This is a genomic window from Sphingomonas sp., from assembly GCF_019242355.1.
GTDB lineage: Bacteria > Pseudomonadota > Alphaproteobacteria > Sphingomonadales > Sphingomonadaceae > Sphingomicrobium.
On the sequence record NZ_JAFAVR010000218.1, the window covers coordinates 1 to 15,199 of the forward strand.

Here is a 15,199-nt window from a genome sequence, read left to right on the forward strand (position 1 = left end):
CGTCACCCCGGCCGCTGCGCACAAGGGTCTCGACCTTCGCTGCGAGCTTGATCCCGGCCTGCCCGTCACGGTCGTCGGCGATGGCCTGCGAATTCGCCAGATCGCGCTCAACCTGCTCGGCAATGCGGTCAAGTTCACGGAGGAAGGCTCGGTCGTCTTGCGCGTCAGCCACGATCCCACGATTGCAACCCTGGTTCTGGAAACCGAAGACACCGGCATCGGCATTGCGGCCGACCGGCAGCAGGCGATCTTCGAGGAGTTCGTCCAGGCCGACACTGCCATTGCTCCGAAGTTTGGCGGCACCGGACTTGGCCTCGCGATCACCACGCAGCTGGTCAAGCTGATGGAAGGCACCATCACGCTCGCCAGCGAACCGGGGAAAGGCTCCACCTTCCGAGTAACGATCCCAATGGCAGTCGCCGAGAAGAAGCCCCCCGCATCCCAACTGCCGGCCGTCGAACCGCAGTCGGGGTCGGGTCAGTGCCCGCGTTTACTTCTCGCCGAGGATCATGACGTGAACCAGCAGCTGTTCATGGGCATGCTAGCGCAGCTAGGCTGGAAAGCGGACCTTGCTTCGGACGGAGCCGAGGCGCTGCGGATGGTCGAGCAGGCGGAACGCGAGGGCAATCCCTACCGCCTCGTTCTGATGGACATCCAGATGCCGGTCATGGACGGGCTCGAGGCGACGCGCCGCATCCGCGAGAGCGGGCTCGACGGTGACCGGCTGCCGATTCTCGCGCTTACGGCCAACGCCTTCGAAACGGACGTTGCCGCCTGTTTCTCCGCCGGCAGCCAGGCGCACATCGCCAAGCCGGTCCAGCTCAACGATCTCGCCCGCGCGCTGCGCAAATGGTCGGGCGCCGCGCCGGCTACGGCGACGTCGATTAAGCCGGCCGTTCGTGAACTTTACGAAGCCCGTAAGCTCGAAACGCTCCAGGCCCTCGACGGATTGAGCGAAAACGGCGCATTCTCGTCCGCTGACCTGGCCCGTGTCGCCGACTTGCTGCACAAGCTCGCGGGCACGGCGGCGATGTTTGGCGAGCCGGAGCTTGGCCGCTTGGCTCTTGCGATGGAGGAGCGGATTGGCGGTTGGACCGAAGCGGACGGTCAGGCTGGACTTCGTGAGGACATCGCGGCCATTCGACGCGCGGCTTAGAATAGGTAGATCATGGCAAGAATCATCATCGCCGAAGATGACGAGGTGGTCAGCGAGATCGTGCGCGATGCATTGACCGACGCTGGCCATGTCGTCGGAGTGCTCGATGACGGCTCCGACGCGCTTCAGGCGATCAAGGTCAAGAAGCCCGATCTCGTCATCCTCGATTGCAACATGCCCGCGATGAACGGCCTGTTGGTCTTGCGCGAAATCCGGAACCGGGCGGAATTTTCCGGCATGCCGGTTCTGGTGCTGACCGGCCGCCAAAGCTCGCGGGACGTCGAACTCGCCTACAGCCAGGGTGCCGACGATTATATGAAGAAGCCGTTCGATCCTGAGGAACTGGTGTTCCGGGTGGACGAGTTGTTGAGCAAGCCGCGCACGCCCTGGCGCTAGGCGAGGGTCAGGCGGTCCACTCGTCCTTCAGGATCGAGAAGAGCGCCGTGTCCCGGACGTGGCCGGTCCAGGTGATGCGGTCGGCGCGCAAGACACCTTCGCGGACGGCGCCGAGCTTCGCCATTGCCGCCTGGGAGCGCTGATTGCGGACATCGACGCGGAACTCGACGCGGCGGAACCCGCAGTCGAACGCGCGCTTCAGCATCATGTCCTTGGCGCGCCGGTTGAACCCGGTGCCGCGGAATTTCGGGCGATAATAGGTTCCCCCGATCTCGAGCGTCTGGCGACCTTCGTCGATGCCGAGGAAGCTCGACATGCCGGCCAGTTCGTCGCCGTCGAACAGGACGAACAACCGCGTGTTCGGCCGCGCCGCCAAGCTATTGATCGTTTCGTCGAACGCTTCGGGACCGAAGTTGATCGAGTAGATGGACCAGATGTCGCGATCCTCGGCGCAGGCGGCCTTGAGCGCTGCCCGGCGCCTTTCGGAGAACGGCTCTGCGGAACAGCCATCGCCGGTCATCGCCCGGCTCAGCCTCTTGAGATCGATCATTCCCCGCCGAGGTCCTGCGCGACTTTCTCCGATCGCAGGATGCGGTCGATGTGGGTGCCTTCGTCGAAGCTTTCGTCGGCGAGGAACTTGAGCTTCGCGGCATATTTGGTGCGGACGCGGTGGGCGACTTCGCGCTGGAAGAAGGCGGTGTTCTGGCGGAGCGCCTTCAGCACCGCTTCCTCGTCCTCGCCGAGAAGCGGTTTCACGAACACCGTCGCGTGGCGGAGGTCGGGCGACATGCGCACCTCGGTGATGCTGACGAGATGCTTCTGCAGCGTCTCGTCATGCACCTCGCCGCGCTGCAGCAGCTCGCTCAGTACGTGCCGCACCTGCTCGCCGACGCGCAGCAGGCGGACGGAGCGGCCTTCGGGAGTTTCCGTGCGGCGCATCCTACCCAGCGGCCAGTGAGAACATTCCGAGGCATCCTACGAGGGCGAAGACAAGACCTAGGATGATCACCGCGCAGCACGCGGCCTTGACGCCAGAAACATCCGCAATGTCGTCGTCGACTCGATATCCCATCTAGAGTGTCCGAGCGCGTTCCTCGACTTCGAACACTTCGAGGCTGTCGCCAGCCTTGATGTCGTTCGTGTCCGCCAGAAGCACGCCGCATTCCAGGCCCGCGCGAACCTCGGCAACGTCGTCCTTGAAGCGGCGAAGCGAGCTGATCGTCGTCTTGGAGACGATGACGTCCTCGCGCGTGAGGCGGGCGTTGAGGCCCTTGCGGATGACGCCTTCGAGGACCAGCAGGCCGGCGGCCTTGTCCTTCTTGCCCGCCGGGAAGACTTCGCGGACTTCGGCGCGGCCAACCACCGTCTCGATGATCTCGGGCCCGAGCTCGCCCGCCATCGCGCCCTTGGCCCAGTCGGTCAGGTGGTAGATGACGTCGTAATAGCGGAACTCGACCTTGTTGCGCTCGGCCACTTCGCGCGCCTTGGCGTTCGGACGGACGTTGAAGCCGATGATCGGCGCTCCGCTGGCTGCGGCCAGGGTCACGTCGCTCTCGGTGATCGCACCGACACCCGAGTGCAGGATGCGGACCTTGATCTCGTCGGTCGACAGGCGATTGAGCGCATGGACGATCGCCTCGACCGAACCCTGCACGTCCGCCTTCACGACCAACGGGAACTCGATGACCGTTGACGCATGGGTCGCGAACATGTTCTCGAGGCTCATCGGCGCCGAGGTGGTGCGCTTCCGGTCGATGACGCCCTGGCGATAGGAGGCGACCTCACGAGCGCGGCCCTCGTTCTCGACGACGGTGAACGGGTCGCCGGCAGCGGGCACGGCGGACAGGCCCAGAACTTCGACGGGGACTGACGGGCCGGCTTCCTTCACTTGCTTGCCCTTGTCGTCGATCATCGCTCGGACCTTGCCGCTCGAGGCGCCGGCAACGAAGACGTCGCCGACCCGGAGCGTGCCGCGCTCGACGAGCACGGTCGCGAGCGGCCCGCGGCCCTTGTCGAGCTTGGCCTCGACGACCGTGCCTTCGGCGGCGCGGTCGGGGTTGGCCTTCAGTTCGAGCAATTCGGCCTGCAGCTGGATGGCGTCGAGCAGCTTGTCGAGGTTGGTCTTCTTGGTCGCCGAGACTTCGACGTCCTGGACCTCGCCGCCCATCTCCTCGACGATGATCTCGTGCTGGAGAAGCTCTTCGCGAACCTTCTGCGGCTTGGCTTCCGGCTTGTCGATCTTGTTGATCGCAACGATCATCGGCACGCCGGCCGCCTTGGTGTGGTTGATTGCTTCGATCGTCTGCGGGCGGAGGCCGTCGTCGGCAGCGACCACCAGCACGACGATGTCGGTGACGTTGGCGCCGCGCGCCCGCATCTCCGAGAAAGCCTCGTGGCCCGGCGTGTCCAGGAAGGTGACCTTCGAGCCGTCGGGGACCTGCACCTGGTAGGCGCCGATATGCTGGGTGATGCCGCCGGCCTCGCCCGACTGGACACTCGCGCCGCGAATCGCGTCCAGAAGCGACGTCTTGCCGTGGTCGACGTGGCCCATGATCGTCACCACCGGCGGCCGCGCCTTCAGCGTCTCGTCCGCATCGACGTCGGCACTGGTGTCGATGTCGACGTCGCTCTCGCTGACGCGCTTGATGTTGTGCCCGAACTCGGTGACCAGGAGCTCGGCGGTGTCCTGGTCGATCGTCTGCGTGAGCGTGACCGGCGAGCCCATCTTGAACAGGGCCTTCACAAGGTCGGCGCCGCGTTCGGCCATGCGGTTGGCGAGTTCCTGCACGGTAATCGCTTCCGGAACCACGACGTCGCGGACCTGCTTCTGGGCCGGGCCGGATTCCTGAAGGTGGCGCTTTTCCTTTTCGCGCGCGCGGCGGAGCGCTGCGAGCGAGCGGGCGCGGCTCTCGTCCTCGTCGGACAAGGCGCGGGTGACAGTCAGCTTGCCGCGCTGGCGCTGCTCGTCGCCGCGGCCACGGTTGGGGCGAGCAGGCTCGGGACGGCGCGGCGCCGGCGCGGGACCAGCGGGACGGCGGAAGCCACGCTCGTCCTGCTGGCCGGCCGATGCGGGCGCAGTTGTCTCCGCCGGAGCCTCCGCGGCCTTGCGGGCCTCTTCCTCGGCAGCAACACGAGCCTGCTCGGCGGCGACTTCCTCGGCCTTGCGATTGTCTTCGGCGCGGCGGCGTTCCTCGTCACTCTGCGCGGCCTTCGACCGCTCCTCGCGCTGGCGGGCTTCCTGTGACAGGCGCAGACGCTCTTCCTCGGCCTCGCGCTGCATGCGCTCGAGATCCGCCCGGCGTTGGGCGATCTGCTCGGCCTCGGACAGGCGGCGCTGCGGTGGGGCTGCCGGAGCAGCGGGCTTCGGAGCGGGCTTGGGCGCTTCGGCGACGGGCTCGGGTGCTGGTGTGGCTTCGACCGGAGCGGTCTCGCCGGGCCGACCCAGGATGCGCCGCTTCTTGACCTCGACCACGACCGTGTTCGAGCGCCCGTGACTGAAGCTCTGCTTCACCTTGCCGGTCTCGACCGTGCGCTTGAGGCCCAGCGGCGGCCGGGTTCCAAGCTTCGGCTTTTCGGTCTGGTCGGTCATTCTGTTCCTTCGTCAAGTTCGTCAGCCGAGCCGGTCCTCAAGGCGGGACTTCCGCCTTCCAGACCACGATCGGGGTCAGTGAATGCCCGCCAACGCTGGAGCACGTGGGAAACACGCGCGGCGGCGGCGGGATCGGTCAGGGCGACATGTACCACATTTTCGCGGCCAAGTGCCATGGACAAGATAGTGCGTTCCTCCGGGAATATCATCCCTTGCGGCTCGCCCCCGCCAACGCGCCAGGCCTGATCCAGGCTGCGGTTGCCATCCTCGCCGGCGTCGGCGGCGTGGATCAGCAGCCGGACCTTGCCGGAGCGGGCCGCGGTTTCGATGCGGTCGAAGCCGCTGAGGAGATGGCCCGAGCGCGCCTCCATGCCGAGCCGATCAAGCGCCGCCTGGCGAAGCGCGGCCTCCGTGCGCTCGCCGAGATCGGCAGGAACGGCGACTGCGTTCGTCTTGAACGCGCGTTGGAGCGCGCCCTTGAGCCGACCCTTGGCGTTCGCCTCGTCAAGCATGGTGCGGCCCGTTCCGATCCAGGCCCCTCGGCCCGGAGCGCGAGCACGCACGTCGGGCGCCACCGAGCCGTCGGGTCCAAGAGCAAGCCGGATCAGCTCGTCCTTCGTGCCCTTGCGCCGCGTGAGAACGCACGTCCGCTCGGGGACGTGCGCATCGTCGGAACTGTCGGGGCTTAGCGGATCATTGCGAGGATTCCGCATCGGCGGCCTCCTCGGTCTGCGCGCCGTCCTGGCCAGGTTCTTCATCCTCGAACCAGTGCGCGCGGGCGGCCATGATGATCTCGTTGCCCTGCTCGTCGCTGAGGCCGTATTCGGCGAGCACGCCGCCCTTGTCCTCGGGCCGGTTGCTCGGCTCGCGCTGGCGCCGCTGCTCGGGCCGCTTCTTCTGCACTAGCTCGTCGGTGGCGAGGTCCGCGAGATCGTCGAGGGTGCGAATGTTGGCCTTGCCGAGCGTGACCAGCATCGCCTCGGTCAGGTGAGGCAAGGTGGCGAGATCGTCGGAAACGCCAAGCGAACGCCGCTCTTCGCGAGCAGCGGCTTCACGGCGGTCGAGCGCCTCGGTTGCGCGGCTCTGAAGCTCGGTCGCGATGTCGTCGTCGAGGCCCTCGATCGAGGCAATCTCGTCGGCGGGGACGTAGGCGACTTCCTCGAGGCTGGTGAAACCCTCGGCGACCAGCAGCTGCGACAGGGTCTCGTCGACGTCGAGCTCGGACTGGAACATCTCGGTCCGCTCGACGAACTCGCGCTGGCGCTTCTCGCTGGCATCGGCCTCGGTAAGGATGTCGATCTGCGACGCGGTCAGCTGGCTGGCGAGACGCACGTTCTGGCCGCGGCGGCCGATCGCCAGGCTGAGCTGGTCATCGGGAACCACGACTTCGATCCGGCTCTCTTCCTCGTCGATGACCACGCGGCTGACGGTCGCGGGCTGAAGGCCGTTGACGACGAAGGTCGCGAGGTCCTGCGACCATGGAATGATGTCGATCTTCTCGCCCTGAAGCTCCTGAACGACGGCCTGGACGCGGCTTCCCTTCATGCCGACGCAGGCGCCGACCGGATCGATCGAGCTGTCGTGGCTGATGACGCCGATCTTCGCGCGGCTGCCGGGGTCGCGGGCGGCGGCCTTGATCTCGATGATGCCATCGTAAATTTCCGGCACTTCCTGAGCGAAGAGCTTCTTCATGAAGTCGGGGTGGGCGCGGCTCAGGAAAATCTGCGGGCCGCGGGCCTCGCGGCGGACGGCCATGATCAGCGAGCGGATGCGGTCGCCGACGCGGACCATTTCCCGCGGAATCTGCTGGTCGCGGCGGATGACCCCCTCGGCCCGGCCGAGGTCGACGACGACGTGGCCGAACTCGACGCGCTTGACGACGCCCGTGATGATCTCGCCGACGCGGTCCTTGAACTCCTCATGCTGGCGCTCGCGCTCGGCGTCGCGAACCTTCTGGAAGATCACCTGCTTGGCGGCCTGGGCGGCGATTCGGCCGAACTCGATCGGCGGCAGCGGGTCGACGATGAAGTCTCCGACCGCGGCGCCCTTCTGGAGCTTCTGCGCGCCCTTGGGGTCGATCTGCTTGAAGTGATCCTCGGGCTCGTCGACGACCTCGAGCACGCGCCACAGGCGGAGGTCGCCGGTGTTGGCGTCGAGCTTGGCGCGAATGTCGTTTTCGGCGCCGTAGCGGGAACGGGCCGCGCGCTGGATCGCGTCTTCCATCGCCTCGATGACGATGCCCTTGTCGATCAGCTTCTCGCGAGCAACGGCATCGGCGATTGCAATCAGCTCCGCCTTGTTGGCGCTGACGGCGGCGGGTGCGGTGGCCATTCGAATTATTCCTCTATCGTGACAATGTGGTCGGCGCCCTCGGCATCGAGCGGCGCGGTGGCGGCGATGAGCCGGTCGGTTAAGAGCAGCTTGGCGGCGGCGATCTGCGATGGATGGATGACGTGCCTGTTGCCGCCCTTGTCGGTCAGATGGACATGCTCGTGAACAACGCCCTCGAGCGTTCCAGAAAATTGCTTTCGGCCCTCGTGCGGCTCGAGAAGCGTGATGCGGGCCTCATGGCCCGACCAATCCTCGAAATCCTTGAGGCGAGTCAGCGGGCGGTCGATGCCTGGCGAGCTGACTTCCAGCCGGTAGCTGCCGGCGATCGGGTCGGCGAGGTCGAGCATTTCCGACAGATGCCGGGAGATGCGCTCGCAATCGGTCAGGCTGAGCTGCCGCGTGTCGCGCCGCTCGGCCATCACCTGAAGCGTCGGATCGGACGTGCCGCCGATCATCGTCACCCGCACGAGATCATAGCCGAGGCGCTTGACCTCGGGCTCGATCATCCGTTCCAGGCCGGCGATGTTCGCCACGGTCGCTCCCACGCGATAAGTTCAACAGCTCTCGGACCGGAGCCGAGGGGCCCCAGCCTCAGGCATCTAGCGATGTCGAGGAGAGAGCCGCGATATAGGCTGATGCTGTTCCCCGCGCAAGCGATGCTTAGGGACGAAGCGCGCGATTCTCTTCGCGGATGCGGATCGCGAGCACGGCGGCATTAAGGATGGAAAAGATCAGTGCCACGCTCGACAGGCCAAAGGCCAGCGGAAGGGCCGCGATCTCCCCGACGACGATCCAATAATTGGGATGGTCGGTCCAGCGGTACGGCCCGCGCCGGACTAGCGCCGTCCTCGGCAGGACGATGATCCGAGTCGTCCACCGCTCGCCAAGCGTCCTCACCACCCACAATCGTCCGATCTGAAGCAGCACGAACAGCACCAGCCACAGGGGCCGAAGGCGCTGCCATGGGGCAAGCCACCACAAGGCGGCGAGCCACAGCACGTGCACGGCGACGATCAGCGGATAGTGGCCGGGCGCCACCTCGTGCGCGCCGCTGGCGAGCAACCGCTTCGTGTTGCGATTGGATAGCCACAGCTCGCCCAGTCGTTGCAGGGTGACGAAGGCGAGGATGACGATGTTGAGAATCACGCCGCGTCGAGGAGCAGTCCGGCGCAGGTGAAGCCCGGGCCGAATGCGGTCATCAGTGCCGTCTCCGGCAGGCCGGCACGAAGCAGCCGGTCGAGAACGAACAGCACGGTCGGCGCGCTCATGTTGCCGAAGTCGCGCAGCACCTCCCGCTCGACGTTAAGCTCGCCCTGGTTGAGGTCGAGCGCGGTCTCGATTGCGGCGATTACCTTCGCTCCGCCGGGGTGGCAGCAGAAGCGGTCGATGTCCTCGCGGGCGATGTCCATCTGGCGGCACATGCCGTCGATGGCCGGCGCGAGGTTATCCTCGATGAACGGCGGGATCGCGCGGTCGAAGACGACGCCGAGCCCCGGATCCTCGACCCGCCAGCCCATGATCCCGAGCGTGTCGGGCCATAGCTTCTCGGCGGAATTGCGAAGGGTGGCGACCCCGTCGCCGGACGTGCTGACCACGGCCGCCGCGGCTCCATCGCCGAACAAGGCGGTGGCAACGATCGCCGCCGGATCGTCGCTGTCGAGGCGAATGGAGATCGAGCAGGTCTCGACCGTCACGAACAGCCAGTTCGTGCCGGGATCGGACGTCGCCAACCGAGCGGAGAGGGCGAGGCCGCTGACGCCGCCGGCGCAGCCGAGCCCGAACACCGGCACTCGACGGATGTCCTCGCGCAATCCGAGCCGGGGTCCGACCCGCGCTTCCAGGCTCGGCGTCGCAATGCCGGTCGTCGAAACGGTCACCACCCCGTCGATCTGGTCCGGCGAGAGATTGGCGGCGGCAATGGCGCGGCGTGCCGCATCCTCGAAGAGCTGCTCGGACGCCTCAAGATAGACCGCGTTGCGCTCGGCCCAGCCATGCTCCTGCTCGTACCAATGCAGCGGTGCGACCAGGTGCCTTCTCGCGATCTCGGCATTGTCGAACACGCTGGACAATCGCTCGAACAAGGCGGCGCGGCCGCGAAAGGCGCGCCGTCCGATTTCCTTCGTGATCTGCTGTTCGGCGGTGTGCGGCGGAACCGCAGTTGCGACGGAACGTAAGCTGCAGGCTGTCATGGATCGCCTTAACTGCGAGAACGGATTGCCCGCAAGATACGAACAAAGGACGGATGTGGATGTCTCTGCGCTTAATGCAACCTGCCCTTTTTCTGGTACTTGCGGCGTGCGGCTCCTCGAACTCCGCGGACGCGGTCTCGCACGCTGCCGCACCCGCGGGCAATCCGCCGTTCAAGGTTGCGGCCGTGGCGACCTTCAACACGCCCTGGGCGCTCGCCTTCCTGCCGGGCAGCCATGATGCGCTGGTGACCGAGAAGCCCGGTCACATCTGGCTCGTCGACGCGCACACGGGCAGGAAGCAGCCGGTCAGCGGTGCGCCGGCGGTCGTTTACGAAGGGCAGGGGGGTCTGCTTGACGTGGCGCTGTCGCCGACGTTTGCCAGCGACCATCAAGTCTATCTCACCTTCGCCGAGCCATCGCCCCGCGGCGGCAGCGGCCTCGCGCTTGCCCGCGCGTCGCTGACTCGAAGCGCGACCGGCGGCGCGCTCAGCGGCCTCAAGGTTCTGTGGCACGATCCTGCGGGCGGCGAAGGCGGCCAGTTCGGCGGCATCGTGGCATTCGCTCCCGACGGCAAGTCGCTGTTCCTGAGCTCGGGCGAGCGGCAGCGCTTCACTCCGGCGCAAGACCCGAGCCAGCCGCTCGGCAAGATCCTTCACCTGACGCTCGAGGGGAAGCCAGCGCCCGGCAATCCCGACGCCGGCCGCACCGGCGCTGCAATGGTCACCGTCACCGACCCGCCGAAGGACACGGCGGCGGCGAAGGGCGCGCCGAGCCGGGAATTCGCCTGGCCTGGCCCGAACCTCACGCCCGCCGAGACCTGGAGCATGGGCCACCGCAACCCCTACGGCCTCGCCTTCGATGGGCAGGGCCGGCTTTGGGAGACCGAGATGGGGCCGCGCGGCGGCGACGAGCTCAATTTGATCGAGCCCGGCAGGAACTATGGCTGGCCGCTCGTCTCCGAAGGTGAGAATTACGACGGCGTGCCGATCGCCAAGCCCGCGACGCGGCCCGACCTGACGTCTGCCAAGCTGTACTGGGTGCCGTCGGTCTCGCCGACGTCGCTCTTGATCTACTCGGGCAACCTCTTCCCGCAATGGAGGGGCAGCGGCTTCATTGGGGCGATGTCGGCGCAAGCGCTGATCCGCGTCACCTTCGACGGCGACAGCGCAAGGAAGGCGGATCAGTGGCACATGGGCGCCCGCATCCGCTTCGTCGGCCAGGGCCCCGACGGCGCGATCTACCTGCTCGAGGATGACGAGAACGGCCGACTGCTCCGGCTGACGCCTCGCTAGTCACACGCGGCGATAGCGCAGGTAGTAGGGCCGACGGCCCTCGCGCCGGGCCTTGGCGCCGTAGCGGGTCTCGATCCAGCCGCCCGTCGGCTCGAGGAAGTCTCTGGGCCGCTGCGCGAACCATTCGAAACGGCCGGTCTGGCGCTGCATGACCATCAGCGACCAGGCGAGATAGGTCGGGTCGTCGGTCGCAAGGCGGAATTCGCCGCCCGGTTTCAGCTTGGCCGCGAACAGGTCGAGGGGGCCGTCATTGACCATTCGCCGCTTGGCGTGCCGTGCCTTGGGCCATGGGTCCGGATGCAGCAGATAGAGGAAGGTCAGTGCTTTGTCGGGCAGCCGCCGAAGCACCTCCAGCGCGTCACCCCGCCACAGCCGAACATTGGCGAGGTGACGGTCCCGGACATGGCCGAGCGCCGTCGCGACGCCGTTGATGAACGGCTCCGCACCGATGAAGCCATGGTCCGGCAGCATGTCGGCCCGATCGGCGAGGTGCTCGCCCGAACCGAACCCGATCTCCAGATGCAGCGTCCGATCCTCGCCGAACAGCCGGCGTGACGTGATCTCCCCCTCCGCAGGCACCGCAATGCGAGGCAGCAACCTATCGACGAGCTCCTGTTGCCCGTGCCGAAGCTTATGGCCGCTCGACCGGCCGTACAGCCGATTGAGCGTCAGAGGATCGCCCGATTTGTGCGCGGTCATCGGCGCTAGGCTTCGACCGGAAGGGCCTCCACGCCGGCGCCGGCCTTCAGGTCCTCAACCAGGTCGAGGCGCTCCCAAGGGAAGAGGTCGCCTTCCGCGCTGCGGCCGAAGTGGCCGTACGCGGCGGTCGCCTGGTAGATCGGCTTGTTGAGGCCGAGGTGGGTGCGAATGCCGCGCGGAGTCAGGCGGCCGAGCTTGCCGATGCCGCGGATCGCGTCCTCGAGCTTGGAATCGTCGACCTTCCCGGTGCCATGCGTGTCGACATAGAGCGACAGCGGCTCCGGCACGCCGATCGCATAGGCGAGCTGGATGGTGCAGCGGTCGGCCAGGCCGGCAGCGACGATGTTCTTGGCGAGGTAGCGCGCGGCGTAGGCGGCCGAGCGGTCGACCTTGGTCGGGTCCTTGCCCGAGAAGGCGCCGCCGCCGTGCGGGGCCGCGCCGCCGTAGGTGTCGACGATGATCTTGCGGCCGGTGAGGCCGGCGTCGCCGTCCGGGCCGCCGATCTCGAAGCTGCCGGTCGGATTGATGTGATAGACAGTCTCGTTGCCGAGAAGCTCGGCCGGCAGGACGCGAGCGACGACCGACTTCACGTAGGCGTGAAGTTCGGCCTGCTTCTCGCCGCGGTCATAGCCCGGCGCGTGCTGGGTCGAGACGACGATTGCGGTTGCCTTGGCCGGCTTGCCATCCTCGAAGCGCAGCGTGACCTGGCTCTTGGCGTCGGGCTCCAGGAACGGCGCTTTGCCGGAATGACGGTCGGCGGCCATCTCGGCGAGAATCTTGTGGCTGTAGTCGAGCGTCGCGGGCATGAGATCGGGGGTCTCATTGCAGGCGAAGCCGAACATGATGCCCTGGTCGCCCGCGCCTTCGTCCTTGTCGGCGCCGGCGTCGACGCCCTGCGCGATGTGCGCTGACTGCGGGTGGAGGTTGTTCTCGAAGCGGAAGGTCTTCCAGTGGAAGCCCGACTGCTCGTAGCCGATGCGCTTCACGGTCTCGCGCACGGTGCGCTCGATTTCCTCCGGCACGCCGGGCGCCCAATTGCCGTCCGTGTCCATGATGCCCTTGCCGCGGATTTCACCTGCGAGAACGACCGTGTTGGTCGTCGTCATGGTTTCGCAAGCGACGCGCGCTTCCGGATCCTTCGACAGGAACAGGTCGACGATCGCGTCGGAAATCTGGTCGGCGACCTTGTCGGGATGGCCTTCGGAAACGGATTCGGACGTGAACAGATAGGAGTTGCGCATGTGCGGAGCGGGTCCTTGGAGTCGCGAGTGATTTCAGGGATATAAAGAAGTCTTTATATGTCGCTCTAGCGGCGGCGCACCCCGAGCACAATGCCGCCGATGAGCAGCGCAAAGCCGAGCAGCAGCGGGATGACGTTGCCAAAGCGGGCGAACACCGTCGGCGCCGCGGCAGGCGGCGGCAGGCTTGCGTCGATAACGCCTGCCGTTCGCCACGGAAGGGACTTCACGATCTCGCCGTGAGCGTCGACGACGGCGCTGATTCCGGTCGGGGTCGATCGGATCACCGGAAGTCCCTCTTCGGCGGCACGCAGCCGGGCCTGGGCGAGGTGCTGCGGCGGTCCCCACCGCCCGAACCAGGCATCGTTCGACGGATTGAAGATGAAGTCCGGCCTGTTGTGGGAATCGACGACCTCACCGGAAAAGATGATCTCGTAGCAAAGCTGGAAGCCGACCTTGCCCCAGCCCGGAATGACGACGGTGCGCGGTCCGGGTCCCGAAGTGAAGTCGACGTCGCCGGGCGCCAGCCGTGACAGGCCGATTGCCGACAGGAGGGGCCGCATCGGCAAATATTCACCGTAGGGGACCAGGTGGGCCTTGTCGTAGCGCGCCACCTCGCGACCACCCGGCCCCAGCACGAAGATGCTGTTCGCCGCGCCATCGATGAACATGCCATCGCGCGAGAACAAAGCGATGCCGCCGGTCAGTAGGTCCTCACCGGGGCCGACGAGCGCGGTAGCACGCGTTCGCTCGAAATCGGCGAAGGCTTGGTGCTGGTCGGTGCGCGCATCCTCGAGCGGATCGGTGACGGCAGCCTCGGGCCACAGCAGCAGGCGCGGGCGCTGGCCGCCTGGGCGCGCCGACAGCCTGGCCAGACGCTGCGCCGAGATGTCGCCGAAGCCGGGGGTCCATTTGTCCTGTTCGCCGATATTCGGTTGGACCACTCGGATTTGCTTTCCCGTCGCGGCCGCAAGCGGCGGGACGGGCGGGAAATGGAGCAGCAGGATCGCGGCGCTGACAGCTAAGCCCGATTTCCACGCCTGATGACAGAATAGCCAGAGCAACCCTCCGCCGAGCACGACCAGAGCGGAGAGGCCGTAAGTTCCGATGTACGCGGCGGTGTGCAAGAGGTCCGTATCGTCAAGCACCACACCGATGGGGTTCCAGGCGAAGCCGGTGAACATCGTCGCCCGCAGCCACTCGGTGATCGCCCACGAGCCCGCCAGCGCCAGCACCAAAGCGACCGGCCGTCCCTTGCACCGCCAGGCGAGGCCGGCGGCAAGCATCGGATAGACGGCCAGATAGAGCGAGAGCAGAAGGACCGCGAGATAGCCCAGCCAGTGGGGCATCTTGTCCTGGAAGGTGAAGGCGAACTGGATCCAGTTCAGTCCGACGCAGAACTGGCCGAGCCCAAACGCCCAGCCGATGGCAAGTGATTGCCTCAGCCCGCGTGACCGCGAGACCAACTCGCACAACGCCGCGATCGCGAGCGGCATCAGCGGCCACAGGCCGGTCGGCGCGAAGGCGAAGGCCGACACCGCGCCGGCAATCAGTGCAATCAGGAACAGCATCCGCCCGCGTCATTGCGGGGAGCTGCCGCCGGTGGCAAGCGGTCGCGATGAGCCTGCCGCCCTTCCATCTCGCCTTTCCGGTCGACGATCTCGCCGCGGCGCGCCACTTCTACGGCGATCTTCTGGGCTGTCCGGAGGGCCGCAGCGCCGATCATTGGGTCGACTTCGATCTCCACGGGCATCAGATCGTCGCGCACCTCGCGCCGGAGGCGGTCCGAACGCGAGCGATCAATTCGGTCGACGGCGACGACGTGCCGGTGCCGCACTTCGGACTGGTGCTGGCGATGGATGACTGGCGGGCGCTTGCCGCGCGGCTGGAAACTGCGGGAACTGAATTCGTAATCGCCCCGACCCTTCGTTTCGAGGGCAAGTCGGGCGAGCAGGCGACCATGTTCCTGCTCGATCCCGCGGGCAATGCGCTCGAGTTCAAGGCGATGGCCGACCCGGCAAAGCTGTTCGCGAAGTAGCTAGTCGGCGCGAAATTCGCCTTCCGGCGCGTGAAGCCTCACCCGCTTGATTCGCCGCGCATCGGCGTCAACCGATTCCAGCCGCCAGCCGGATGGGTGGCACACGGACTCGCCGGGCTCAAGGATTCGCCCCGCCAGAACGAACGCCAGCCCGCCAAGCGTATCGACCTCGTCTTCTTCCGCCGTCAGCCGGGGGTCGACGGCCTCCTGCAGCTCCTCGAGCTCGATGCGCGCGTCGGCTTCCCACAGGCCGTCCTCGAGGGGCGTCAGC

The 15,199-nt window shown here is 66.8% G+C and carries 16 protein-coding genes; 4 read left to right on the forward strand and 12 right to left on the reverse strand.

Annotated features, from left to right (window positions below; genetic code table 11):
- Positions 1-1,156 (forward strand): ATP-binding protein (locus JOZ79_RS10775; protein ID WP_294073992.1); only part of this gene is annotated, 1,156 nt, incomplete at its 5' end.
- A 12-nt stretch (positions 1,157-1,168) separates the two neighbouring features.
- Positions 1,169-1,552 (forward strand): response regulator transcription factor, encoded by a 384-nt coding sequence (locus JOZ79_RS10780; RefSeq protein WP_294073994.1) that lies wholly within the window; start codon positions 1,169-1,171, stop codon positions 1,550-1,552.
- A gap of 7 nt (positions 1,553-1,559) precedes the next feature.
- Here JOZ79_RS10780 and JOZ79_RS10785 read toward each other — a convergent pair whose 3' ends face one another.
- From JOZ79_RS10785 to JOZ79_RS10820, 8 genes are all read right to left on the reverse strand, one after another.
- Positions 1,560-2,102, reverse strand: a complete 543-nt coding sequence (locus JOZ79_RS10785; RefSeq protein WP_294073995.1) for a GNAT family protein — start codon at positions 2,100-2,102, stop codon at positions 1,560-1,562.
- Entirely contained in the window at positions 2,099-2,491 is a 393-nt protein-coding gene (rbfA, locus tag JOZ79_RS10790) for a 30S ribosome-binding factor RbfA (RefSeq protein WP_294073996.1), read from the reverse strand. Before rbfA ends, JOZ79_RS10785 begins: the two co-directional genes overlap by 4 nt.
- A 133-nt stretch (positions 2,492-2,624) precedes the next feature.
- Complete coding sequence (gene infB, locus JOZ79_RS10795) at positions 2,625-5,141, reverse strand: translation initiation factor IF-2 (protein ID WP_294073998.1); 2,517 nt, start codon at positions 5,139-5,141, stop codon at positions 2,625-2,627.
- A complete protein-coding gene (locus JOZ79_RS10800; protein WP_294074000.1) occupies positions 5,138-5,854 on the reverse strand; it encodes a DUF448 domain-containing protein in 717 nt (238 codons plus the stop codon). The genes infB and JOZ79_RS10800 overlap by 4 nt, the downstream gene beginning before the upstream one ends.
- On the reverse strand, positions 5,835-7,472 hold the full coding sequence (gene nusA, locus JOZ79_RS10805) for a transcription termination factor NusA (protein ID WP_294074002.1): 1,638 nt from the start codon (positions 7,470-7,472) through the stop codon (positions 5,835-5,837). The genes JOZ79_RS10800 and nusA overlap by 20 nt, the downstream gene beginning before the upstream one ends.
- Before the next feature lie 5 nt (positions 7,473-7,477).
- The gene (gene rimP / locus JOZ79_RS10810; protein ID WP_294074004.1) at positions 7,478-8,005 is read right to left on the reverse strand and encodes a ribosome maturation protein RimP; all 528 of its coding nucleotides are present in this window, start codon (positions 8,003-8,005) and stop codon (positions 7,478-7,480) included.
- 127 nt (positions 8,006-8,132) lie between these two features.
- Positions 8,133-8,618 (reverse strand): isoprenylcysteine carboxylmethyltransferase family protein, encoded by a 486-nt coding sequence (locus JOZ79_RS10815; RefSeq protein WP_294074006.1) that lies wholly within the window; start codon positions 8,616-8,618, stop codon positions 8,133-8,135.
- Positions 8,615-9,661, reverse strand: a complete 1,047-nt coding sequence (locus JOZ79_RS10820) for a type III polyketide synthase (RefSeq protein WP_294074008.1) — start codon at positions 9,659-9,661, stop codon at positions 8,615-8,617. The genes JOZ79_RS10815 and JOZ79_RS10820 overlap by 4 nt, the downstream gene beginning before the upstream one ends.
- Before the next feature lie 59 nt (positions 9,662-9,720).
- On the opposite strand from JOZ79_RS10820, the gene JOZ79_RS10825 reads away from it, so the two are divergent.
- Positions 9,721-10,953: a PQQ-dependent sugar dehydrogenase gene (locus JOZ79_RS10825; protein WP_294074010.1), complete on the forward strand. Its 1,233-nt coding sequence runs from the start codon at positions 9,721-9,723 to the stop codon at positions 10,951-10,953.
- On the opposite strand, the gene trmB is transcribed toward JOZ79_RS10825, so the two are convergent.
- The 3 genes from trmB to lnt form a co-directional block, all read right to left on the reverse strand.
- Positions 10,954-11,652, reverse strand: coding sequence for a tRNA (guanosine(46)-N7)-methyltransferase TrmB (trmB, locus tag JOZ79_RS10830; RefSeq protein WP_294074012.1), 699 nt, complete (start codon positions 11,650-11,652; stop codon positions 10,954-10,956).
- Positions 11,653-11,657: 5 nt separating this feature from the next.
- Complete coding sequence (gene metK / locus JOZ79_RS10835) at positions 11,658-12,893, reverse strand: methionine adenosyltransferase (RefSeq protein ID WP_294074014.1); 1,236 nt, start codon at positions 12,891-12,893, stop codon at positions 11,658-11,660.
- Positions 12,894-12,958: 65 nt separating this feature from the next.
- Entirely contained in the window at positions 12,959-14,461 is a 1,503-nt protein-coding gene (gene lnt / locus JOZ79_RS10840; protein ID WP_294074016.1) for an apolipoprotein N-acyltransferase, read from the reverse strand.
- Between the two features lie 47 nt (positions 14,462-14,508).
- On the opposite strand from lnt, the gene JOZ79_RS10845 reads away from it, so the two are divergent.
- The gene (locus JOZ79_RS10845; RefSeq protein ID WP_294074018.1) at positions 14,509-14,928 is read left to right on the forward strand and encodes a VOC family protein; all 420 of its coding nucleotides are present in this window, start codon (positions 14,509-14,511) and stop codon (positions 14,926-14,928) included.
- Here JOZ79_RS10845 and JOZ79_RS10850 read toward each other — a convergent pair.
- On the reverse strand, positions 14,929-15,199 hold a 271-nt coding region (locus tag JOZ79_RS10850; protein WP_294074019.1), incomplete at its 5' end, for a transporter associated domain-containing protein.